Raw genomic sequence first — 24,217 nt, 5'->3', positions numbered from 1 at the left:
GTGCGCCTCCACCACATCCACATCCGCCGGGGAAAGACCGGCACTCGCAAGGGCCTGCCGGATCACCCGCTGCTGCGACGGACCATTCGGCGCAGTGAGCCCGTTCGACGCACCATCCTGGTTCACCGCCGTACCCCGCACCACCGCCAGGATCGGCCGACCCTCCCGCCGCGCGTCCGACAACCGCTGCACCAGCAGCACTCCGACGCCCTCGGCGAGCGCCGTGCCGTCGGCCGCCTCGGCGAAGGCCCGGCACCGGGCCACCGGGGAGAGGTTGCCCTGCCGGGAGAAGTCGACGAGCACCGCCGGGGTCGGCATGACCGTCACACCGCCGGCCAGCGCCAGGTCACACTCCCCGGACCGCAGCGCCTGCACCGCCAGGTGGAGCGCGACCAGCGAGGACGAGCAGGCGGTGTCGAGCGTCACCGCCGGCCCCTCGAAGCCGAACGTGTACGCCACCCGGCCGGAGGCGATGCTGCCCACGTTCCCGAGGCCGAGGTAGTCCGCCACCCCGGCGGGCGGCGCCTCGGGCGGCTGGGCGTACCCGCTGTGGGTCATGCCGGCGAAGACGCCGACCCGGCCGCCCTTGAGGCTGGTCGGGTCGACGCCCGCCGACTCGATGGCCTCCCACGACGTCTCCAGCAGCAGCCGCTGCTGCGGGTCCATCGCCAGGGCCTCGCGGGGGGACACCCCGAACAGCCGGGCGTCGAAGTCGGCGGCGTCGGGGAGGAATCCCCCCTCGCGGACGGCGGAGGTGCCCTGCCGGGCGCGCTCGGGGTCGTAGAGCGCCCCGAGGTCCCAGCCCCGGTCGGCCGGGAACGAGGTGATCGCGTCACCGCCCGCGGCGACCAGGTCCCAGAGCTGCTCGGCCGAGCGCACCCCGCCGGGAAACCGGCAACCGATGCCGACGATGGCGATCGGCTGCTGCGCCTCGGCCTCGACGTCGCGCAGGCGTTGCCGGGTTCGCCGCAGATCGGCGGTGACTCTCTTCAGGTACTCCCGGAGCTTGTCTTCGGTGTCCATCAACCCAGCCCATCGCGATGCACGGCGGAGCCTCGACGTAGGCGACGGTACGAATGCGCAGTCGTTCTCAGGCGACACCTGTATCTGTCGTTCGGCTCGCTCGGCCGAGAGCCACGAGGATCCCCATCTGCGGGGAGAAGCTATTGGCTGCGCGTAAGGTGGGACAACCCCTAACCGTGCGTAGCGGCAGCTAGGGGTGTCCGGCCCCGGTCCACCGCACTAGCGTCGCCTCGACCGGGTCGGCGCCGATCCCGTCAGCGATTTCACCGCCGGAAGGACCGCAGAGGATGACCACGCCAGATACCGACAACGGCCTGTGGGTGCGACGCTTCCACCCCGCGCCGGGCGGCGCCCGGCGGCTGGTGTGCCTGCCCCACGCCGGTGGCTCGGCCAGCTTCTACTTCCCCGTTTCCCGCAGCCTCTCCCCCACGGTGGAGGTGCTGGCGATCCAGTATCCGGGGCGGCAGGACCGGCGCCTGGAGAAGTGCATCGGTGACATCCACGAACTCGCCCGCGAGGTGCACGCCGTCCTGCGGCCGTGGCTCGACGAGCCCGTGGCGATCTTCGGACACAGCATGGGCGCGAGCGTCGGCTTCGAGCTGGCCCGGCTGATCGAGCAGGACGGCGGCTCGCCCGCCCATCTGTTCGCGTCCGGCCGCCGCGCGCCGTCCTGCCCCCGGGAGGAGACGGTGCACCTGTTGAACGACGAGGGCCTGCTGGCCGACGTGCGCAAGCTGAGCGGCACCAACGCCGCCATCCTCGGCGACCAGGAACTGCTGCGCGCCGCGCTGCCGGCGATCCGCAGCGACTACCGGGCCGCCGAGACGTACGCCTACCGGCCCGGGCCGCCGCTGAGCTGCCCGATCACCGTTTTCACCGGCGACAACGACCCGAAGACCACGGTCGACGAGGCCCGCGCCTGGTCGACCCACACCACCGGCCCGTTCGACCTGAAGGTCTACCCGGGCGGTCACTTCTTCCTGGCCGACCAGCAGGCCGCGGTGCTGCGTTCCATCTCGACGGCCCTGACCTCCGCGCCGGCCCGCTGACCGACGGCCGTACCCGGTTCGACAGCACGACGAGGGCCCGCCGACCGGTCGGTCGGCGGGCCCTCGTCGGTGGCTGCGCTCAGCGCTTGTGGGCGACCGCGATCACGTAGTCGAGGTTGGCCAGCTCGCGCTTCATCAGGTCCTGGTTCTTCCAGTGCGCGGCCATGCTCTTGCGCACGGCCGGCTTGACGACCGCGCGGAACTCCGGGTCGTTGGTCCGGTCGGCCATGTAGCTGCGCCAGCCCTCCCAGGTGTCGTCCTTGATGGACTGCACCTCGGGCCGGTCGAAGCCGGCGTCGGCGAGCTGCTGGGCGTACGTCTCCCGGTCGTGCCAGTTCTCCTTGGGGATGCTGAACTTGACGAAGCTCAGCGGGCCCGACTGGATGGCGGCCCGGACCACGTTCTCGCTGACCGGGATGATGTCGGCGGTGGCGAGGACGCCGCCCGGCTTGAGCACCCGCAGCGCCTCGGCGAAGAACGCGCTGCGCGGGTAGAAGTGGAAGGCCGACTCCAGGGCGACCACCCGGTCGAAGGTGCCGTCGGGGAACGGCAGTTCGGTGGCGCTGCCCAGCCGGAAGTCGGTCCGGTCGGCGAGCCCCTCCTCCTGCGCCCGCCGCTGGGCCGACTCGACGTGGTGCGGGGTGATGTTGAGCCCGACGACCTTGCCGACCCGGCCCGAGCGCAGCCAGCTGAAGTCCTGGTCGGCGTAGCCGAACCCGACGTCGAGGATGGTGTCGTCCGGCTTGAGGCCGGCGGCGTCGGCGAGCTTGCCGGCCAGCGCCTCGGCCGCGTCGTCGATGTCGGTCGCCCCGTCCGACCAGTAGCCGACGTTCATGTAGTGGGTGCGGCGGGCCGCGAACTCCACGTCGGGGGACTGGATCTCGTAGAAACGCCGGACCCGGGTGACGGGGTCGGCGGTGAAGACGGTTCGGATGGCCCTCGCCGCGATCTTCAAGTTGTCGAGCATGGTGCTCCTTCCGGGTGGGTCGGCTGCTGTTCAGCCGCGCCCGACCTGCTGACGCAGGTCGTCGACGAGAGCGGGCACGGCGGCCGGGTCGGCCGCCGTGCCGAAGACGTAGAAGTCGGGCCGGACGAGCACCGCCGCCGCGTCGTGCCGCTTCAGGTGGGACAGGTAGACGTCGTCGAGGTCCTCGACCGCCATCCCGTCGGCGGCCCCGGGGGCGCCGGCGGGAACGATCCGCACGACCCGGGTGCCGAGGGAGTCCAGGAACGCCCGGGCGTCCGCGTCGAGCAGTTCCGCGGGGTCCTCGGCGCAGATCAGGGCGAAGCCGGTGCCGACGACGTCGTCGAAGAGCCCGGTGCGGCCGTCGACCTCGACGTGGCCCTGCGGCATCGGCTCACCGGCGCCGGGGCCGGCGGCGCCGTCCGGGCGGTGCAGCACGCCGTCCACCAGGGCCTCCAGCAGGGACCGGGTCCGGGCCCGGGTGGTCCGGCGGCGCAGCTCGGCCAGCATGATCGAGTCCCGGACCGCCGCGGCGGTCCGGTCCGTCTCGCAGATCACCGTCCCGGAGTCCATCGACATCTTGATGGCGTGCTGCACGTGCGCGCAGCGCTCCTGCTGGTACGTGTCGAGCAGCGCCTCGTCGGCCAGGCCCCGGTGCACCAGGTCCAGCTTCCAGGCGAGGTTGAGCGCGTCGCGGAACCCGGAGCTCATCCCCTGCCCCATGAACGGGGGCATCACGTGCGCCGCGTCGCCGGCGATGAGGATCCGGCCGGAGCGCCACCGGTCGGCGGAGCACGCCTGGGTGGTGTAGACGCCGTACCGCTCCAGGGTGGCGTTGTCCGGGGTGATGTCGAACAGGCCGAGCAGCCGCCAGACGCTGTCGACGCTCTCGAACTCCTCCCGGCTCTCCCCGGGCACCCGCATGAACTCCCACCGCCGGTGCCCGGGGCCGGCGGACACGGCGGTACGGGGCCGGGCCGGGTCGCAGACCTGGAGGTTGTTGGGCTTGAACTCGCGGGCCTCGTTCGGCACCACGTCGCAGACCAGCCAGTCGTGGGTGAAGCCGAGGTCGGTCACCGTGCTGCCCAGGTGTTCCCGGACGAAGCTGTTGGCGCCGTCGCAGCCCACCACCCAGCGGGCCGCCCGGACCTGCGGCCCCTCCGGCCCGTCGATGGTGACCTCGACCCGGTCGTCGTGCTCGGTCAGCGCCGTCACCACGTACGGACGCAGCACGGTGACCCCGGGCAGCTCCGTGCCCCGCTCGGCGAGCACCGCCTCCAGGCCCGGCTGGTAGAAGGAGACCGAGTCGGGCCAGCCCATCGGCCCGTCGCCGGTGACCTTGACGTGCAGCAGGGTCCGACCGAAGCCGTTGCGGAACGTGTACTCCCCGGACGACTCGACGACCGGGCCGAGGCGGTCGGCGACCCCGGCGGCGGCCAGGATCCGGCTCGCCTCGCCGTCGTAGGACACGGCGCGCGGGAAGTCGTACGGGGTCTCCCAGCGTTCGACGGCCGTGACGGTGAGACCTCGCTGCGCCAGCAGGATCGTGAGCATCTCGCCCACCGGGCCGTAGCCCACGATCAGGACGTCGGTCATCAGCATCGGTATCGGTTCCTCGCGTGGTCGGTCGGGTGTCGGGGCGGGGACTCCGGCCGGCCGGCGGTCCGGGCGGACCGCCGGCAGGTCGTCAGAGCCCGAGCTCGGAGTCGATGAGGTCGAAGATCTCGTCGTCGCTGGCGCCGTCGATGTCCAGGTCGAGGCCGGGGTCGTCACCCGGCCCGGTGCGCATGGCCCGCCACTTGGCCATCAGCACCTCCAGCCGGGAGCCGATCTGGGCGTGCAGCTCCGCCTCGATGGTCGCCTCGGCCAGCGACCGTTCCAGGTTCTCCAGGTCGGTGAGGACCGGCGGCAGCGTCGGGCCGCTGTCCGGGGCGAGCTGGGCGAGCAGGTAGCCGGCCAGCGCGGTCGGGTCGGGATAGTCGAAGATCAGCGTGGCGGGCAGCCGCAGGCCGGTCGCCTCGCCGAGCCGGTTGCGCAGCTCGACGGCGGTCAGCGAGTCGAAGCCGATCTGGCTGAACGCCCGGTTGGGGGCCACCGCCGCCCGGCTGCCGTGCCCCAGCACGCTCGCCGCCTGCTCGCGCACCAGGTCGACGACCAGGCCGGGGCGGTCGTCGGCGGCCAGCGCCGCCAGTTCGTCGGCGAGGGTCCGCCCGCCGGTCGCCGGGGTGGCCGACCGGGCGCTGCGCCGCTCCCGCCGCACCAGCCCGCGCAGCAGGGCCGGGGGGCGGGAGACCCGCTCGGTGAGGGCGGCGACGTCGATCCGGGTCGGCACCAGCACCGGCTCGGCGGCCCGCAGCGCCGCGTCGAACAGGGCCATCCCCAGGTCCGAGGGGATGGCAAGCTGCCCGTCGCGGGCGGTGATGCGGGGGTCGGCGCGGTCCAGCTTCGCGGTCATCTCGCTGGCCTGTTCCCACAGGCCCCAGGCCAGCGACCGGCCGGGCAGCCCGGCGGCGCGCCGGGCCAGCGCGAGGGCGTCGAGGAACGCGTTGGCGGCGGCGTAGTTGCCCTGGCCGGGCACGCCGAACACCCCGGCGCCGGAGGAGAACAGCACGAACCCGGCCAGGTCGAGGTGGCGGGTGAGTTCGTGCAGGTGCCAGGCGGCGTCCAGCTTGGGCGCGAAGACGGTGTCGACGCGTTGCGGGGTGAGGGCGGTGACCACCCCGTCGTCGAGCACCCCGGCAAGGTGCACGACGGCGGTCAGCGGGTGCCGGGGCGGCACCGCGTCCAGCACCCGGGCCAGGCTGTCCCGGTCGGCCACGTCGGCGGCGACGAGGGTGACGTCGGCGCCCAGCGCGCGCAGCTCGTCGGCCGCACCCGGCGCGGCGGCGCCGCGCCGGCTGACCAGCAGCAGCCGCCGCGCGCCGTGGGTCTCGACGAGCCGGCGGGCGACGAGCTGGCCCAGGGTGCCGGTGCCGCCGGTGAGCAGCACGGTGCCGTCGGGGTCCCACGGGCGGGGGGTGGTGAGCACCACCTTGCCGACGTGCCGGGCCTGGCTGACGTACCGGAACGCCTCCGGCGCCTGGCGCACGTCCCAGACCTGGGTGGGCAGCGGAGCGAGCACGCCCCGCTCGAAGAGCCCGAGCAGGTCGACGAGCATCCGCTGGAGTTCGTCGGGATTCTCCAGCGTCAGGTCGAAGGCGGTGTAGTCGACGCCCGGGTGGTCGGCCGCGACCTTCCCGGGGTCGCGGATGTCGGTCTTGCCCATCTCGACGAACCGGCCGCCGCGCGGCAGCAGCCGCAGCGACGCGTCGACGAACTCGCGGGCCAGCGAGTCCAGCACCACGTCGACGCCCCGGCCGCCGGTGGCCGCGAAGAACCGGGCCTCGAAGTCGAGGGTGCGCGACGACGCCAGGTGGTCATCGTCGAGGCCGAGCGCGCGCAGCGCGTCCCACTTGGCGGGGCTGGCGGTGGCGTACACCTCGGCGCCGAGGTGTCGGGCGAGCTGCACGGCGGCCATGCCGACCCCGCCGGCGGCGGCGTGCACCAGCACGGACTCGCCGCGGCGGAGCCCGGCCAGGTTCACCAGGCCGTGGTACGCGGTCAGGAACACCACCGGCACGGAGGCGGCCTGCACGTACGACCAGCCGGCCGGCATCGGGGCGAGCAGCCGGCGATCGGTGACGGCGAGCGGCCCGAAGCAGCCGACGAACACCCCGAACACGGCGTCGCCGGGGCGCAGGTCGGTGACCTCGGCGCCCACCTCGACCACCTCGCCCGCACCCTCGCCGCCGAGCGGCCCGGCGTCACCGGGGTACAGCCCGAGCGCGTTGAGCACGTCGCGGAAGTTCAGGCCGGCGGCGCGGACGCGGACCCGCACGTCGCGGGGGCCGAGGACGGCGTCGGCGGCGTCGGTCGGGACCAGGGTGAGGTTCTCCAGGCTGCCGCGCACCGGCGCGTCCAGCCGCCAGGCGGGCGTGGCGGGCGGGGTGAGTTCGCCCGCCGAGCCGGCGCGGGCCAGCCGGGGGACGTACCCGACGCCGCCGCGCAGCGCCGCCTGCGGTTCGCCCGCCGCGAGCAGGGCGGCGAGCTGGTCGGCGCCGAGGCCGTCCCGGTCGACGTCGACGATCACCAGCCGGTCGGGGTGCTCCGACTGGGCCGAGCGGACCAGGCCCCACGCCGCGGCGGCGGCCGGGTCGACCAGTTCGGCGGTGCTGTGCACGGCGACCGCGCCGCGGGTGACCAGCACCAGCCGGGCCGCCGCCCAGCGCGGCTCGGTGAGCCAGCGCCGGACCAGTTCGAGGGCGTGGACGGCGGCGTGCCGGGCCGCCGCCGGCACGGGCGCGCCGGGTGCCGCGCCCAGCGGGGCGAGCACCGCCGCGGGCAGGTCGAGGCCCGCGTCGACGGCGACGGCGAGGGCGTCCAGCCCGGGGTGCACGGCGAAGCCGACGAGGCCAGGATGGACGGCGACGCCGTCGGGGCCAGGATGGACTGCGAAGCCGTCGGGGTCGAGGGCGAGCGCCACGGCGGTGACCGGCGGAGCGTCGTCGGCGGGCGGCAGGGGCGTCCAGTCGAGGCGGAACAGGGCGTCCCGGGTGGCCCGGTCGTCGGCGCGGGTCAGCTCGCCGGCGGCGATCGGCCGCATCGTCAGGGCGGCCACGTCGGCGACCGGGGCGCCCGTCGGGTCGGCGACGGTCAGCGCGATGCCGTACGGGGCGACCTGGGCCAGCCGGACCCGCAGCGCGGCGGCGCCACTGGCGTGCAGGGTGACGCCGTTCCAGGCGAACGGCAGCAGGAGCTGCCCCGCCCCGGCCTCGGCGAGCCCGCCGAAGTGCGCGGCGTGCAGGGCGGCGTCGAGCAGGGCCGGATGCAGGCCGTACCGGTCGGCGTCGGCACGCTGGTCAGCGGGCAGCACCACCTCGGCGTACACCTCGTCGCCGCTGGTCCACACCGCGCGCAGCCCCTGGAACGCCGGCCCGTACGCGTACCCGTCGGTGGCGAGCCCGGCGTAGAAGCCGGACAGGTCGACGGGGCGGGCGTGCGGCGGCGGCCACTCGGTCAACTCCCCCGCCGCGTCCGACCCGGCGGACCGGTCGGCGCAGAGGGTGGCGCTGGCGTGCCGGGTCCACGGGGCGTCGGCCGGGCCGTCGGCGGGCCGGGAGTGCAGGGTGGCCGGGCGACGGCCGTCGTCGTCGGCCGGGCCGAGGGTCACCTGGACCTGGGTGGCCCCGTCGGCCGGCAGGGTCAGCGGGGCCTCGATGACCAGCTCGTCGAGGACGGGACAGCCGACCTCGTCGCCGGCCCGCAGGCAGAGTTCCACCAGGCCGGTGCCGGGCACCAGCACGCTGTCCAGCACCCGGTGGTCGGCCAGCCAGGGCTGGGCGGCGGCCGAGAGCCGGCCGGTGAACAGGTGCCCCTTCGCCTCGGCCAGCGCCACGGACGCGCCGAGCAGCGGGTGCCCGGCGGCGTCCAGGCCGGCCGCGCCGACGTCGCCGGGGTCGGCGCTCCGCCGGGGCCAGTAGCGGCGGTGGGCGAACGCGTACGTGGGGAGGTCGACCCGCCGGCCGCCGGCCAGGGCGGGCTGCCAGTCCACGCCGACGCCGCGCACGTGGAGCTGGGCCACCGAGAGCAGGAACCGGCCCCGGTCTCCCTGGTCGCGCTGTACCGAGCCGACCACCACGGTCGGGCTGTCGTGCTCGGCGAGGGTCTCGGAGATACCCACGGTGAGCACCGGGTGGGGGCTGCACTCGACGTACGTGTCGTGGCCGTGGGCGGCCAGCTCCAGCACCGCCCGGTGCAGCTCGACCGGCTGGCGCAGGTTGCGGTACCAGTAGTCGGGGCCCATCTCCTCGCCGTCGAGCCAGCGCAGGTCGGTGGTGGAGAACAGCGGCACGGCGGCCGGGCCGGGGGCGATGCCGGCCAGCAGCTCGGCCAGCTCCGCCCGGATCCGTTCCACCTGCGCCGAGTGGGAGGCGTAGTCCACGGCGATCCGGCGGACCCGGGCCTGCTCGGCGGCCAGCTCGGCGAGGAGTTCCTCCACGGCGGCCTCCTCGCCGGAGACCACCACGGCGGCCGGGCCGTTGACGGCGGCCACCGCGACCCGGTCGCCGTACCGGGCGGTCCGCTCGCGGACCACCTCGGCGGGCAGCGCCACGGAGGCCATCGTCCCGTGCCCGGCCAGGGCCCGGATCGCGCGGCTGCGCAGCGCCACCACCCGGGCGGCGTCGGGCAGCGAGAGCACCCCGGCGACGCAGGCGGCGGCGATCTCGCCCTGCGAGTGGCCGACCACGGCGTCGGGCCGCACCCCGTACGAGCGCCACAGCTCAGCCAGCGACACCATCATCGCGAACAGGGCGGGCTGTACCACGTCGACCTGGTCGAGACTCGGCGCGCCGGGGGCCTGGCGCAGCACGTCCAGCAGCGACCAGTTCAGGTACGGCCGCAGCGCGGCGTCGCAGGCGGCCATCCGCTCGGCGAACACGGGGGCCTGGTCGAGCAGGTCCAGCCCCATGCCGAGCCACTGGGAGCCCTGGCCGGGGAAGACGAACACGACCCTGCCGGTGGCCCCGGCGTCGCCGCGGACCAGTTCGGGGGCGGGCCGGCCGTCGGCGAGCGCGTCGAGGGCGGCGGCGATCCGGTCCGGGTCGGCGCCGACCAGCACCGCCCGGGAGTCGAACACGGCCCGGGTGCTGGCCAGCGACCAGGCCACGTCGAGCGGGCGCTGGTCGGCCCGTTCGGCCAGGTGGTCCCGCAGCCGGCGGGCCTGCCCGGCCAGCGCCTCGGGGGTGCGCGCGGACAGCAGCCAGGGCAGCGCCCCGGGTTCCCCGGGCAGCTCCGGCCCCGGCACGGCGACCGGCTCCGGCGCGGGCACGGCCTCGACGACCACGTGGGCGTTGGTGCCGCTGATGCCGAACGAGGACACCCCGGCCCGGGCGGGCCGGTCGGCGCGGGGCCACGGGCGGGCCTCGGTGAGCAGCTCCACCGACCCGGAGTCCCAGTCGACGCGGGAGGTGCGCCGCTCGGCGTGCAGGGTGCGGGGCAGCCGCCCGTGCCGCATGGCGAGAACCATCTTGAGCACCCCGGCGACCCCGGCGGCGGCCTGGGTGTGGCCGAGGTTGGACTTGACGGACCCGAGCAGCAGCGGCGGGGCGTCGGCGGGACGCTGGCCGTACGTGGCGAGGATCGCCTCGGCCTCGATCGGGTCGCCGAGCGCGGTGCCGGTGCCGTGCGCCTCGACGGCGTCCACGTCGGCGGGGGTGAGCCCGGCGGCGTTCAGCGCGGCCCGGATGACCCGTTCCTGGGACGGCCCGTTCGGGGCGGTCAGCCCGTTGGACGCGCCGTCCTGGTTGACCGCCGTGCCGCGGACCAGCGCGAGGACGGGGTGGCCCCGGCGACGGGCGTCGGAGAGCCGCTCCACCACCAGCATCCCGACGCCCTCGGACATGCCGAACCCGTCGGCGTCCTCGGCGAACGCCTTGCACCGGCCGTCCGCGGCGAGGCCCCGCTGGCGGCTGAACCCGGTCAGCCCGGCCGGGCTGGACAGCACCGACACGCCGCCGGCCAGGGCCAGGTCGCAGTCGCCCTGGCGCAGCGCCTGGGCGGCCAGGTGCAGCGCCACGAGGGACGCCGAGCAGGCGGTGTCGACGGTGACCGCCGGCCCCTCCAGCCCGAGGGAGTACGCGACCCGGCCGGACAGCACGCTGCCGGCGGTGCCGGTGAGCAGGTGGCCCTCGTCGGCGATGGTCTCCCCGTCGTCGGCGACGGCGCCCGGGGCGATCTGGTCGGCGTAGTCCTGGCCGTGGGTGCCGGCGAACACGCCGGTCCGGCTGCCGCGCAGCGTCCCCGGGTCGATGCCGGCGCCCTCCAGCGCCTCCCAGGAGGTCTCCAGCAGCAGCCGGTGCTGCGGGTCCATGGCCAGGGCCTCGCGGGGGCTGATGCCGAAGAACGCGGCGTCGAAGTCGGCGATGCCGGTGAGGAACCCGCCGGAGCGCACGTACGTCCGCCCGGGGGTGCCGTGGACGGGGTCGTACAGGTCCGGCCAGCCCCGGTCGGTGGGCAGGTCGCCGATGACGTCGCCGCCGCCGTCGAGCAGCCGCCACAGCTCCTGCGGTGAGCCGATGCCGCCGGGGAACCGGCAGGCCATGGCGACGATCGCGACGGGCTCGTCGAGGGCGACGGTGCTCGCGTCGGCGACCTCGGTGGCGGCGGTGCCGAGCAGCCGGGCGTGCAGGTGCGCGGCGAGCAGCTCCGGGGTGGGATGGTTGAACACGGCGTGCGGGGCGAGCCGGACGCCGGTGACGGCGGAGAGCCGGTTGCTCAGCTCCACCGCCATCAGCGAGTCGAAGCCGAGTTCCTTGAACGGGCGGCGCGGCTCGACCTGCTCCGGGCCCGCGTGCCCGACGACGGTGGCGCTGCGGGCGCGGACCAGGTCCAGCAGCAGGGCGGCCCGCTCCGGCTCGCCGAGCCCGGCCAGCCGGTCGGCGAATCCGGCGGCGGACGCGGGCGCGGGGTCGGCGTTGACGGCCCGGCGGGGCGGCGGGGGCAGCAGCGCCCGCAGCAGGGCGGGCACCTCGCCGGAGGCCCGGACGGCGGCCAGGTCCAGCCCGATCGGCACCAGCGCGGGCCGGTCGGCGTGCAGGGCGGCGTCGAGCAGGGCCAGCCCGGCGGCGGTGTCCAGGGGGCGGGTGCCGCCCCGGGCGAGGCGGGCCAGGTCGGCGGGGGTGAGCCGGCCGGCCATCCCGTCCGCCTCGGCCCACAGGCCCCAGGCCAGCGCGGTGGCGGGCAGGCCCCGGGCGCGGCGGTGCCCGGCGAGCGCGTCGAGGAACGCGTTGCCGGCGGCGTAGTTGCCCTGGCCGGGGCTGCCGAAGATGGCCGACGCCGAGGAGAACAGCACGAACGCGGCCAGGTCCAGGCCGGCGGTCAGCTCGTGCAGGTGCCACGCGCCGTGCACCTTGGACCGCAGGGCCCGCTCCCAGCGGGCCTCGTCGAGGCCGGTGAGCAGGGCGTCGTCGGTGGCTCCGGCGGCGTGCACGACGGCCACGAGGCGGTCGGCGAGCGGGGCGACCACCTCGGCGAGCGCGGCCCGGTCGGCAACGTCGGCGGCGACCACCCGGACGGTCACCCCGGCGTCGGTGAGCGCGGCCATCCAGTCGGCGTACCGGCCGGCGCGGCTGAGCAGCACCAGTTCGGTGACCCCGTGCGCGGTGGCGAGGTGGGTGGCGACGCGCCGGCCGACCCCGCCGGTGCCGCCGGTGACCAGCACGGTGCCGCCGGCCAGCGCCGGCAGGGGCCCGGCGGCGGGATGCTCGACGGGGCGCAGCCGGGGCAGCAGGGCCCGGCCGTCGCGGACGGCCACCTCCGGCTCGTCGGGGCCGGCGGCCAGGGCCACCCGGACGGCCGCGTCGTCGCCCGCGTCGAGGCTGAGCAGCAGGAACCGGTCGGGGTGCTCGGCCTGGGCGACCCGGACCAGCCCGGCGACCGGGGCGTGCACCGGGTCGCCGTCGCGCACGGCGAGGGCGAGCCGGGTGGTCTCGGCGCGCGGGTCGTCCAGCCAGCGCCGCAGCACGGCGAGGGTGTCGAGGCCGACGGCGTGCGCCCGGTCGGGCACCGGCCGCCCCGGGTCGCCGTCGCCGACCCGCAGCACCAGCACCGGCGGCAGCGGCCCGTCCGGGGGCGTGCCGTCGGCGAGGGTCCAGGCGGGCACCGGCGTGGCCGGGGCGGTGGCGGGCAGCCGGTCGACGGCGTACAGGCCGGCGGGGGCGGCCGGCGGGGGCGCGCCGTCGGCGGGCGGCGGCACGGTGCGCAGCACCACCCGGTCCACGTCGAGCACCGACGCCCCGGAGTCGTCGACGGCGCTGAGGGTGACCGCGTCCGCCCCGGCGGGGGCGAGGCAGACCCGCAGCGCGTGCGCGCCGGTGGCGTGCAGGCGCACCCCGGCCCAGTCGACGGCCATCGGCCGCGCGGCGGGGCCGGCGTCCGCGTCGGCTCCGGCGGTGGCGAAGTCGGCGAGCGGGAGCAGCCGCAGGGCCGCGTCCAGCACCAGCGGGTGCACGCCGTACCGGTCGGCGTCGGAGTCCCGGGCGTCCTCGGGCAGCCGGACGTCGACGAAGAGCCGGTCGGCGGTGACCCACGCGGCCCGGGCCAGCTCGCCGGCGAGCGCCCGGCGCTGCGGGGCGTCCAGGTCCACGGGGCGGGCCCCGGCGGGCGGCCACGCCGGTACGACGGTGGCCGGGCCGGCGGCGGGGTCGGCCGGGGCGAGCACCGCCTCGGCGACCTCCCGCCACGGCTGGTCGTCGGCGGCCCGCACGTGGCAACGCGCCACCCGGCGCAGGTGCTCGTCCGGCCCAGCGACGGTGACCTGCACGTCGACGGTCAGCTCGGCGGGCAGCGGCACCGGCTCGGGGACCCGCAGCCGCGCCACGGTGGGCAGGTCGAGGAGTTCACCGAGGTGGGTGAGCAGGTCCAGCAGGGCGGTGGCGGGCAGCAACGGGACGCCGTCGGCGGGCGCGGCCAGCCACGGGTGGGTGGCCGCGGCGATCCGGCCGGTGCAGACGACCTGCCCGGTGCCGGCGACCGGCAGCACCGTGCCGAGCAGCGGGTGCCCGGCGTCGGTCAGCCCGACGTCGGTCGGGCCGCCGGCCACCGCCGAGTAGGGCAGCCAGTAGTGCCGGCGCTGGAAGGCATACGTGGGCAGCTCGACCCGGCGGCGCGGGCCGGGGCCGGCGAGAGCGGCCGGGTCCACGGCGGCGCCGCGCACGTGCAGCCGCGCCACGGCGGCCAGCAGCGCGTCCGGCTCGTCGTCGACGGTCCGCACGGCGGGAACGAAGGCCAACTCGTCGGCGTCGGCGGCGAGGCAGTCCTGGGCCATCGCGGTGAGCACGCCACCGGGGCCGACCTCCAGGAACGTGCTGACCCCCTGCCGGTGCAGGGCGCGCATCCCGTCGAGGAAGCGGACGGTGCCGCGCACGTGCGCCACCCAGTAGTCGGGCGAGCAGAGTCGGGCCGGGTCGACCGGCTCGCCGGTCAGGTTGGACACCACCGGCAGGTGCGGGGTGCGGTAGGTGAGGCCGGCGGCCACCGCGCGGAACGCGTCGAGCATCGGTTCCATGCGCGGCGAGTGGAACGCGTGCGACACGCGCAGCCGGCTGGTCCGCCGGCCGGCGGCGCGCAGGGTGGCCGCGACGGCCAGCACGGCGTCGGCGTCACCGGAGAGGACCACGCTGGTCGGCCCGTTGACGGCGGCCAGCCCGACCCGGTCGGTGAGGTGTGGGGCCACCTCGGCCTCGTCCGCCTCGACGGCGACCATCGCGCCCCCGCCGGGGAGCTGCTGCATCAGCCGGGCCCGGGCGGCGACCAGCGCCGCCGCGTCGGCGAGGGAGAACACCCCGGCCACGTGCGCGGCGGCCAACTCGCCGACGGAGTGGCCGAGCACCGCGTCGGGGCGCACGCCCCAGGACTCCAGCAGCCGGTACAGCGCCACCTCGAACGCGAACAGGGCCGGCTGGGTGTAGAGGGTCTGGTCGAGCAGGCCGGCCAGCTCACCGCCGGCCTCGGCGAGGGCGACGGCCGCGACGGGGTGCGGGGCGTGACCGGTGAGGGCGCGGTCGAGTTCGGCGCAGGCCGCGTCGAACGCGCCGGCGAACACCGGGTACGCCGCGCGCAGCCCCCGGCCCATGCCGGGACGCTGGCCGCCCTGCCCGCCGAAGAGCAGGCCGAGCTGCCCGTCGACGACCCGGCCGGTCAGCACGCCGGCGGGGTCGGGGTCCGCCCGGGTCAGCGCGGTCAGCCCGGACCGGGTGGCGGCCGGGTCGCCGGCCAGCACCACGGCCCGGTGTTCCAGGGCGGCGCGGGTGGTGGCCAGGGCGTGCCCGACGTCGGCCGGGTCGGCGTCCGCGCCGGGGCCGTCGAGCCAGCCCAGCAGGCGGGCCGCCTGGTCGCGCAGCGCCTCGCCGGTGGCGGCGGAGAGCAGCCACGGCACGGGCAGCCGGCGGTCCTCGGCGGCGCTCGGCGCGCGCGGCCCGGCCCGGTGCGCGCCGGGCGCGGGCTCCGGGTCGGCGGGCGGCGCCTCGACGATGACGTGGGCGTTGGTGCCGCTGATGCCGAACGAGGAGATGCCGGCCCGCCGGGGCCGGTCCACCGCCGGCCAGGGGCTGGCCTCGGTGAGCAGCTCGACCGCGCCGGCCGACCAGTCCACCTCGGACGTCGGGGCGTCCACGTGCAGGGTGGCCGGCAGCGTCCCGTGCCGCATGGCCAGCACCATCTTGATCACCCCGGCGGCGCCGGCGGCGGCCTGGGTGTGGCCGAGGTTGGACTTCAGCGAGCCCAGCCGCAGCGCGGCGGCCTCGCCGCGGCCCGCCCCGTACGTGGCGAGCAGCGCCTGCGCCTCGATCGGGTCGCCGAGCCGGGTGCCGGTGCCGTGCGCCTCGACGGCGTCCACGTCGGCGGGGGTGAGCCCGGCGACGGCCAGCGCCCGGCGGATCACCCGCTCCTGGGCGGGCCCGCTGGGGGCGGTGAGCCCGTTGGACGCGCCGTCGGAGTTGATCGCGCTGCCGCGCAGCACGGCGAGGACGGGATGGCCGTTGCGGCGGGCGTCGGAGAGGCGTTCCAGCAGCAGCAGGGCGACGCCCTCGGACCAGCCGGTGCCGTCGGCGCCCTCGGCGAACGCCTTGCACCGGCCGTCGGGGGCGAGCCCGCGCTGCCGGCTGAACTCGACGAACGCCTGCGGGGTGCCCATCACCGCCACGCCGCCGGCCACCGCGAGGGAGCAGTCCCCGGCGCGCAGCGCCTGGGCGGCCAGGTGCAGCGACACCAGCGACGACGAGCAGGCCGTGTCGACGGTGACGGCCGGGCCCTCCAGCCCGAGCGCGTACGCGACCCGGCCGGTGACCACGCTGCCGGCGGTGCCGACGCCGAGGTACCCCTCGGTACCGGGTGGGGCCTGGCGCAGGTTGGCGGCGTAGTCGTGGTGCATGACGCCGGCGAAGACCCCGGTGGCGCTGCCGCGCAGCGAGGTGGGGTCGATGCCGGCCCGCTCGAACAGCTCCCAGGAGGTCTCCAGCAGGAGCCGCTGCTGCGGGTCCATCGCCAGCGCCTCGCGGGGGCTGATCGCGAACAGGGCGGCGTCGAAGTCCGCCGCGTCGGGCAGGAACCCGCCGACCCGCACGTACGAGGTGCCGGTCTGGTCGGGGTCGTCGGAGAACAGGTGGGCCAGGTCCCAGCCCCGGTCGGCGGGGAACCCGGTGAGTCCCTCCCGGCCCTGGGCGACGAGGTCCCACAGCTCCTCGGGGGAGGAGACCCCGCCGGGCAGCCGGCAGGCCATGGCGACGACGACCACCGGGTCGTCCGACGCCCCGCCGGCCGGTCCGCCCGGGGCGCTGGCGGCGGCCGGGGTGGCGCCGCGCAGCCGGGCGGCGAGGTGCCGCGCGAGGGCATCCGGGCTCGGGTGGTCGAAGGCGGCGGTGGCGGAGAGCCGTACCCCGGTGGCACGGGCCAGCCGGTCGCGCAGCGCGACCGCGCCGACGGAGGTGAAGCCGAGTTCCTTGAAGGCCCGCCCCGGACGGACCGCGCCCGGTCCGGGCAGGCCGGCGACCTCGGCGGTGGCGGCGCGGACCAAATCGAGCAGGAGCCGGTCACCCTCCACGGTGGTCAGCGCGGCCACCCGGCGGCGCAGCTCGATGGCGTCTCGTTCGGCGGCGGGGCCGGTCCCGGCGGGGCCCCGCCAGGCGGGGTGCGCGGCGTCGGCCGGGTGGGCGAGCAGGACGAGGTCGTCGCCGTCGTGCGCGACGTCGAACGCGGCGAGGTCGGTCCGGGCGACGGTGCTCGCCGCCGGGTCCGGGCCGGCCGGGTCCGCCGCCGTGCCGACCAGCCGGGCGGGCAGTCCGGCCGCGCGACGGCGGGCGACCAGGGTGTGCAGGGCACCGACGGCCGCCGCCGCCCGCTCCCGGTCGGCTTCGCCGAGCAGCGTGGCCGCCGGGACGAGGACGGTGAACGCGGTGACGGCGGCGTGCCGGGCGTGGGCGTCCAGCGCCTCGGCCAGGGCGACCAGCCGCGCGGCCCCGGCGGGGTCCGCGAGGTCGGCGGCGGACGGGCAGAGGAAGACCGCGTCGACCGGCTCGTCGGCGGCGGCGGGCGCGGCGTGCCGTGCGCCGGTTCCGCCGCCGGACGCGCCGACGTCGGCGAGGTGCGGGGCGGCGGCGGGATCCGGGGCGGCGTGGGCCGGGCGCGGGGCGGCGTCGGCGGGGCGCTGCACGGTGACCGCCGCACCGGCGACGGTCAGTTCCGCGACCAGGGCGGCCAGGGCGGCGGCGTCCGGGGAGCCGGCGGGCAGCAGCCGCAGCCGGCCGGCGCCGTGCGCGCCGACCAGGTGCCGGGCCAGCGCCGTGCCGGTCACCGTGTCGGCCCCGGCGACCAGGACCGGGGCGGCCGGGTCGACGACCCGCGTCGGCCGCGCGGGGGCCCGCGCCGGGGCCGGCCCGAGGACCGGGTGCCGGGCGGTGCCGGCGCGCAGCGCCACCTGCGCGGCGCCGGTGTCCACGGCGGCGGGCAGCAGGGCCAGCGACTCGGCGGCGGCGTCCGCGTCGACCAGCACGACCCGGTCCGGGTACGCGGCCTGGAGGCAGCGGCCCACCGCCCAGGCGACGGCGGCGGCCGGGACGAGGTCCGGGTCGTCGGCCCGGTCCGGGGTGGACGCGTCCACCGCCCCGGTGGTCAGCAGCACCAGCCGGGCACCGGCGGACCGGTCGTCGTCGAGCCGTTCGCGCAGCCGGTCGGCGAGGCCCAGCACGGCACCGGGGTCGGCCAGGTCCACCGGGGCGGCGTCGGTGAGCAGCAGTGTCACGTCCGGCACGGCCGGGTCCCGGCGCAGGGCGGCGAGGTCGGGGTAGGCGTCGAACCGGTCCCCCGTCGACGCCGCACGCAGCGGCTCGACCAGCGACTCCCCGCCCGCGCCGACGACCGCCCAGCGGCGGGCCCGCGCGGGGTCGGCCGGGTCCGCAGCCGGGTCGGCCGGGTCCGCAGCCGCGGCGGGGGCGGCCGGCGGCACGGCGGTCAGGTCCAGCGGTCGCCAGGTGACGGTGCTCAGCGGGTCGTGGTGGCTGCCGTTGACGGCGCGCAGCCGGGCCGGTCGGTCCAGCAGCCGCCGCCGGGTGACCTTCCCGGAGGCGGTGCGCGGCACCTGGCCGATCTCGTACAGCTCGTCGGGCACCTTGTAGTAGGAGAGCCGCTCCCGGCAGGCCGCGTACCCGGCGGCCGGGTCGAAGCCCTCCGGCCCGGGAACGACGAACGCCACCGGCACCTCGCCGAGCACGTCGTGCGGCCGGCCCGTGACGGCCACGTCGGCGACGCCGGGCACCGAGCGCAGCGCCTCCTCCACCTCGGACGGATGGATCTTCTCCCCGCCCCGGATGATCAGCTCCTGGTGCCGTCCGGTGACGAACAGGTTGCCGTCGGCGTCCCGGCGGGCCAGGTCACCGGTGCGGTACCAGCCGTCGCGCAGCGCGGCGGCGGTGACGTCGGGCAGGCCGTGGTAGCCGAGCATCACGCTCGGCCCGCGTACCCACACCTCGCCCTCGGCGTCGACCGGGACGTCCACGCCGGTCTGCGGGCTGACCAGGCGCACCTCGACGCCGGGCACGGGCCGCCCGCAGGAGCCCTCGACCCGGGGCGAGTCCGGCCGGGTGATGGCGATCGAACCGCAGGTCTCGGTACTGCCGTACGCGTCGAGCAGCGGCGCGTCGAACACCTCGTCGAACGCCCGGCGCAGCGCGCCCGTGGTGATCGCCCCGCCGACCAGGCACATCCGCAGGGCCGGGGCCCGGAAACCGGTGTCCCGGGCGGCGGTGACCAGGTGGTGGTACATGGCCGGCACCCCGGCCAGCACGGTCGCCGCGTCGGAGTCGACGGCGCGCAGCACGTCGTCGGCGGAGAAGCCGTCGATGAGCCGGGCGGTGGCGCCCACGGCGGTCACGCTCAGCACGCAGCCGATGTGGGAGAGGCTGTGGAACAGCGGCAGCGGCCACACCACCCGGTCCTCGGCGGTGAGGCCGGGGATCGGCACGTAGCAGGAGGCCACCGACCACAGGCAGGTGCGCTGGGTGGACAGCACGCCCTTGGGCCGGCCGGTGGTGCCGGAGGTGTAGAGCATCCAGGCGACCTCGTCGAGGCCCAGGTCGTCCCGGGCGTCGACGGGGGGCTCGGCGTCGGCCAGGTCCCGCCAGGCGGTGACGCCGTCGGGCGCGGGCCCGTCCCCGGTGACCCAGACCCGCAGGCCGGGGCGGTCCGCGCGCAGCCGCACGAGCTGGTCGAGGTGCTGCGGGTCGATGACCACCAGCACCGCGCCGGAGTCGTCGAGCAGGTGGGCCAGCTCCGCGTCGGTGCTGCGCGGGTTCAGCGGTACGCCCACCGCCGCGGCCCGGGTGACGGCGAGCCACGTCTCCACCGTCTCCACCCGGTTGCCGAGGCAGAAGGCCACCCGCTCGCCGCGCCCGACCCCGGCCGCCGCCAGGTGTCCGGCGAGCCGACGGGTCCGCGCCTCCAGGGCGGCGTACCCGACCGCGCGGCGATCGTCGCGGAACGCGACCTTGTCCCCGAACCTGTCGGCGTGGGCCCTGAGCAGATCGGGCAACGGCTGGACCAGGTCGCTCCGAAGCATGTCACCACATTCCGTCCGTCGGCGAGATTCCTCATCCGCGGCGTAGACCTCGCTCGCCGTAACGGCCCAAGTCTTCCGAGCACCCTGCCGACGACCTACCCCTGTCACCCCCTAAGTCGTCCCCAGTTCCGGGGGCCGATCCGCTGGCGGGACGCACCGCAGGCCGATGATGGGGCGACCCCCGCAGACCGTCGTGCTCGTGCTCCGTCCGCCGTCAGTCGAGGTGCCGTCGTTGGAACGCTCGTGGTTGTTCACCCACCTGGCCGTGCCGGCCGGCGGGTGCCCGGACGCCCGGGTGGCCGAGCTGCTCGGAACGGTGGTCGCCGAGCTGGTCGCCGCCGCCCGCCGGGCCGACCCGCCCGCGGACTGGTTCTTCGACCGGACCGGCGCCCCGGCCGGGACGCGGCTACGTCTCGGCTTCCACGCGACCGGTGCCGGCCTCGACGCGGTACGTCGGCTGCTGCCGGCGGACGGCCGGGGCGCCTGCCCCGCCGATCCGTACCCGGTGCGCGACGCCGCCCGGGGCGGCCCGCTCGCGCACGCGGGCAGCGACCTGGCCCTTGCCCTGCTCGGTGGGGACATCCCCTGGCTGGCCGGGGTCGAGCTGCCGCTGGCCGTGGCGCACCTGCGGGAGCTGACCGGGCTGGTGCCGGCGGCCGACCGGCTGACCTTCCTGTTCCTGCACTGGCAGGACCGCGGCCGGCTGCTCACCGGTGCGCAGCGGCGGGACCTGGCCGCACAGGCGGACGCCGGGGCGGAGAAGATCGTCCTGGCGGCCGGTGACCTGCCGCTGACCGGGGAGGTGGCCGCCGCCTGGCGGCGGTATCTGGACCGGGTGACGGACGTGGTCGGCCGGGACCACCCGGTGACGCCGCCCGGCTTCCTGCTGGCGCACCACGCCCAGCTCACCCACGAGCGGTGGGGCATCGGGCCGGACGTCGACGCGCTGGCCGCGCTGGCGCTGCGGCTGTCGATGACCCGGGACCACCCGGTGGCCGCCACGGTTGCGGCGACCCCGCCGGCGCCCGCCGCCGTACCCGCCCCGCCCGCCGGCCCGTAGAGGAGACAGCAGCCGCATGCACCCGACCCGCACCGACCGTCCCGCCCCGGCCCGGTCCGACCGCTCCGGACCCGACCGGACCGAGCCGGCCCGCATCGAGGTGCCGCTCGGCGAGCGCGCGTACCCGGTGCTGATCGGCCCCGGGGTGCGCCACCGGCTGCCGGCGGAGGTGGCGCGGATCGGCGCGCGGCGGGTCGTGGTGGTCTCGGCCCGGCCGGCGCAGTGGACGCCCGACCCGGGCGTGCCGCACCGGGTGGTGCCGGCCCGCGACGGCGAGCACGACAAGAACCTGGCCACGGTGGAGCAGCTCTGCCGGGCGTTCGCCGAGTTCGGGCTGACCCGCGCCGACGCGGTGGTCTCCTGCGGCGGCGGCACCACCACGGACGTGGTCGGGCTGGCCGCCGGCCTCTACCACCGGGGGATCGCGGTGATCCACCTGCCGACCTCGCTGCTCGCCCAGGTGGACGCCAGTGTCGGCGGGAAGACGGCGGTGAACCTGCCGGAGGGCAAGAACCTGGTCGGGGTGTACTGGCAGCCGCGCGCCGTGCTCTGCGACACCGAGCACCTGAGCACGCTGCCGGAGCGGGAGCGGCGCAACGGCTACGGTGAGATCGCCCGGGCCCACTTCATCGGCGCGGGCGAGCTGCGCGACCGGCCGGTGACCGAGCAGATCGCCGCCTGCGTGGCGCTCAAGGCCCGGGTGGTGGCCGCCGACGAGCGCGACGCCGGGCTGCGGCACATCCTCAACTACGGCCACACCCTCGGGCACGCGCTGGAGCGGGCCACCGACTTCGCGTTGCGGCACGGCGAGGCGGTCGGCGTCGGCACGGTCTTCGCGGGCCGGCTGGCCGGCGTGCTCGGCCGGATCGGGGCCGACCGGGTGGCCGAACACCACGACGTGGTGGCCGGCTACGGCCTGGACACCGCGCTGCCGGCCGGGGTCGACCACGACGAGCTGATCGCGCTGATGCGGCGGGACAAGAAGGCCACCGCCGGCCTGTCCTTCGTGCTGGACGGCGCGGCCGGCCCCGACCTGGTCGCCGACGTCCCGGAACCGGCCGTCCGCGCCGCGCTCGCGCGGATGTAGGAAGGGGCCCGCACGCCGGAGGGGCGCCCCCGGGCCGCCGGCGCGGCCCGGGGTTGACCCGTCAGCTACCCAGCGCTCGCTGGACCTGCGCGATCAGCACGCCGCAGGCGTACCGGTCCGCGGCGCCGACCATGCCGACGATGGTCGCCGGATGCGGGCCGTTGTCCGTCTCCGCCGGGTCGTAGTGCATGAACACGACGAGCTGCCCACGATCGATGAACGGGGCGAGGATCGGCTCGGCGTCGACTCCGGGCGCGAGGGAGAAGAACGTCGTCATCGCGCACGGGTGCTGGCCCAGCAACGAGCTGCGGTGCAGCAGCGACGAGGTGGCCCCACTGACCCGGAAGTTCGGGTCGATGACCCGCAGTTCGCCGTCCCGGCTGATCCCCGCGTCGAACGAGCAGTACCCCCGGTACCCGAGAGCACTGGCCTTTCGGACCCCTGCGGTCAGCGCTTCGATCAGCTCCGCCGGCGGTTGGTCATCGTCCATCACACAACCAACCCACGTCGAGGTGGGCTGCGGCAGGTGCACGGACGCACCGAAGTACTCCACCGATCCGCTTTCGGTCACGCCGAACTGGAGGCCCCAGACCGTCCGGAAGGCAACCTCCTCCTCGACGATCCACTGATCACTCACCTGCTCCAGTTGGTTGAACAGTGACCGGTTGAGCCGCTCCCGCAACCGTCTGGTGAAGATCGCGATCCCGCTGTACACCTCGGCGCCGGCCGGTTTGATGACCGCCGGCCGGCGGTCCTGCTGCACGATCTGTCGCACCTGCGCGGGGGTGGCGACCTGCCGGCGGGGCAGGTACTCCGGTGCGACCAGGGTTTCCAGCACGGTCTTGTTGTTGAGGCGGGCCAGCAGGTCCGCCGAGACCCGGACCGACGCGGCCCGCAACTGCGGATCGTGCGGGGGGAACTGGAACTCCAGCATCTCGCCCCGCTCGGCGGCTTCCCGGGCGAGCTGCACCGCCTGCTCGCCGTTGCGGAACTCACGCAGGTCGCTCGGCGTCTTGAGGCCGCTGCGGCTGAGCAGGCGTAGCGACTTGTCCGCGCTGGCTCCGGAGCTGGCGATGGTCGCCGCCTGGTGCGGCAGGCTGAGATGAAGACCGGTGATCATGTCCAGCCCGTTGTGCAGTCCGGCGCCCGCGCCGGCCAGATAACGGCTACCGGCGGTCGCCACCGGACTTGGGGGCCGGGCTAGGACCACCCCGTCGTGAGCGAACACCGGTACCTGGATTGGCGCATCCATTGGATCTCCTGACATGCCGGCCCACAGGGGGCCTCGGGGATGGCACGAAGTCCGGGTACACCACCACCACGAGCAGCGGGGAACGTGGGCGAATGCGTGGCGTCCCGGTCCTGATGTGTCCGCTCGGCCGCGAGAGTCGGGCGGGCCGTGTGCACCGGCCGGACGGTTCGAGGCTGGACCGGCCAGGTAGCAACTGGCTTGTGGTCAGCGCTGCCTCGGCGCGATGCACACCAAGCAGGCGGTGTGTGATTGACCAGTCACCGACTGCGTCATGATGCGGTCATGATCGGAAAGATCATAGTCAGCATACTTCGCACCCGGATTAGCCGATCGGCCGAGTGCGCACCCCCCGTTCGCCACCGCCCCCACTAGGGGTCAACCTGTGCATCTAGGGGTGTACGCCGCTCCGCCGGTCTTCGTAGGGTCGGGCACCGTCGGGTCGTCGTTTCCCTTCACCGCACCGGATCGGGGACGCACGTGGGTGCGCGGCGCCCGGATGGACGGGAGGTGCCGGTGCCCCACGACCGCACGCTCCGGCCGGGACGCCCGGCGCCGGCCTCCGAGCCGTCCAGAGTCCACCCGACGGTGCGGCGCCGGGACCGGCGCGGCCCGGCACACCCACCAGCACAGCCAGCCAGCCGGCGGTCGCCTGCCCGCCGCACGGACCGTCCGCGGCCCACCGGGGCCCAGCACGTGCCGGTCGGGCATCCCGGCGCACGGGGGCCACGCTGCGCGTCGCCCCGCACCCCCGCGTCCACCACCTGCCGTCCGCCGTACGGCACCTCGGCTGACCGGCCGTTCCGGCCACGCGCCTCCCGGTCACCCCTTTCGATCGGAGGTTGACTCATGTCTGTCGGGTTCACTGGTGCTCAGGCCGCAGACGGCACGGCCGACGCCGGACCGGCCGCGACCGTCGAAACTCTGGACCTGGTGGGCGATCTGCGCCGGCCGCTGGTGTGGCCGGCCCGGGCGGCCTCGGTACACCGGACGCTGTCCTCGGCGCCGACGGGTGCCGCGCCGGCCGGTACCGTCGTGGTGGCGGGCCTCGTGGCGGTCCTGGCCCGCTGGACGGCCCAGGAGGAGATCGTGGTTGGTCTCCTGCCGGATGGGCTGGTGCGGGTGGGGGTGGCGGGCGAC

9 protein-coding genes are annotated in these 24,217 nt (G+C 76.4%); 4 read left to right on the top strand and 5 right to left on the bottom strand.

The annotated features are described in order from the left end of the window. A partial coding sequence (locus tag C5N14_RS30550) for a beta-ketoacyl synthase N-terminal-like domain-containing protein (protein WP_207892948.1) occupies positions 1-1,026 on the bottom strand: 1,026 nt, incomplete at its 3' end. A 284-nt stretch (positions 1,027-1,310) separates the two neighbouring features. Here C5N14_RS30550 and C5N14_RS30545 point away from each other — a divergent pair. Beyond that, positions 1,311-2,072, top strand: coding sequence for a thioesterase II family protein (locus C5N14_RS30545; RefSeq protein WP_117673239.1), 762 nt, complete (start codon positions 1,311-1,313; stop codon positions 2,070-2,072). Between the two features lie 79 nt (positions 2,073-2,151). Here the strand turns inward: C5N14_RS30545 and C5N14_RS30540 are convergent, their stop codons facing one another. From C5N14_RS30540 to C5N14_RS30530, 3 genes are all read right to left on the bottom strand, one after another. After that, positions 2,152-3,039 (bottom strand): cyclopropane-fatty-acyl-phospholipid synthase family protein, encoded by an 888-nt coding sequence (locus tag C5N14_RS30540; protein ID WP_117673238.1) that lies wholly within the window; start codon positions 3,037-3,039, stop codon positions 2,152-2,154. Between the two features lie 30 nt (positions 3,040-3,069). Further along, positions 3,070-4,638 carry a bifunctional 3-(3-hydroxy-phenyl)propionate/3-hydroxycinnamic acid hydroxylase gene (locus C5N14_RS30535; protein WP_117673236.1) on the bottom strand — a complete coding sequence of 523 codons (1,569 nt, stop codon included), beginning with the start codon at positions 4,636-4,638 and terminating at the stop codon, positions 3,070-3,072. Positions 4,639-4,723: 85 nt separating this feature from the next. Then, on the bottom strand, positions 4,724-19,681 hold the full coding sequence (locus C5N14_RS30530) for a type I polyketide synthase (protein ID WP_117673234.1): 14,958 nt from the start codon (positions 19,679-19,681) through the stop codon (positions 4,724-4,726). Between the two features lie 223 nt (positions 19,682-19,904). Between C5N14_RS30530 and C5N14_RS30525 the strand changes: the two genes are divergently transcribed. Both C5N14_RS30525 and C5N14_RS30520 read left to right on the top strand, forming a co-directional pair. After that, positions 19,905-20,741, top strand: coding sequence for a hypothetical protein (locus C5N14_RS30525; RefSeq protein ID WP_243640265.1), 837 nt, complete (start codon positions 19,905-19,907; stop codon positions 20,739-20,741). Positions 20,742-20,757: 16 nt separating this feature from the next. Then, entirely contained in the window at positions 20,758-21,828 is a 1,071-nt protein-coding gene (locus C5N14_RS30520; RefSeq protein WP_371685941.1) for a 3-dehydroquinate synthase, read from the top strand. Between the two features lie 61 nt (positions 21,829-21,889). Here the strand turns inward: C5N14_RS30520 and C5N14_RS30515 are convergent, their stop codons facing one another. After that, a complete protein-coding gene (locus C5N14_RS30515; RefSeq protein ID WP_117673232.1) occupies positions 21,890-23,080 on the bottom strand; it encodes an ATP-grasp domain-containing protein in 1,191 nt (396 codons plus the stop codon). An 846-nt stretch (positions 23,081-23,926) separates the two neighbouring features. On the opposite strand from C5N14_RS30515, the gene C5N14_RS30510 reads away from it, so the two are divergent. Then, on the top strand, positions 23,927-24,217 hold a 291-nt coding region (locus C5N14_RS30510), incomplete at its 3' end, for a hypothetical protein (RefSeq protein WP_133305775.1).

Source organism: Micromonospora sp. MW-13 (genome assembly GCF_003434305.1).
Taxonomy (GTDB): domain Bacteria; phylum Actinomycetota; class Actinomycetes; order Mycobacteriales; family Micromonosporaceae; genus Micromonospora.
The sequence above is the reverse complement of the archived record's forward strand: the minus strand, read 5'-3'. Positions and strand labels throughout refer to the sequence as shown.

Coding starts and splice junctions, on each gene's coding strand:
- C5N14_RS30530 (WP_117673234.1), bottom strand. CDS start 19,681: ATGCTTCGGAGCGACCTGGTCCAGCCGTTGCCCGATCTGCTCAGGGCC.
- C5N14_RS30540 (WP_117673238.1), bottom strand. CDS start 3,039: ATGCTCGACAACTTGAAGATCGCGGCGAGGGCCATCCGAACCGTCTTC.
- C5N14_RS30545 (WP_117673239.1), top strand. CDS start 1,311: ATGACCACGCCAGATACCGACAACGGCCTGTGGGTGCGACGCTTCCAC.
- C5N14_RS30515 (WP_117673232.1), bottom strand. CDS start 23,080: ATGGATGCGCCAATCCAGGTACCGGTGTTCGCTCACGACGGGGTGGTC.
- C5N14_RS30520 (WP_371685941.1), top strand. CDS start 20,758: ATGCACCCGACCCGCACCGACCGTCCCGCCCCGGCCCGGTCCGACCGC.
- C5N14_RS30535 (WP_117673236.1), bottom strand. CDS start 4,638: ATGCTGATGACCGACGTCCTGATCGTGGGCTACGGCCCGGTGGGCGAG.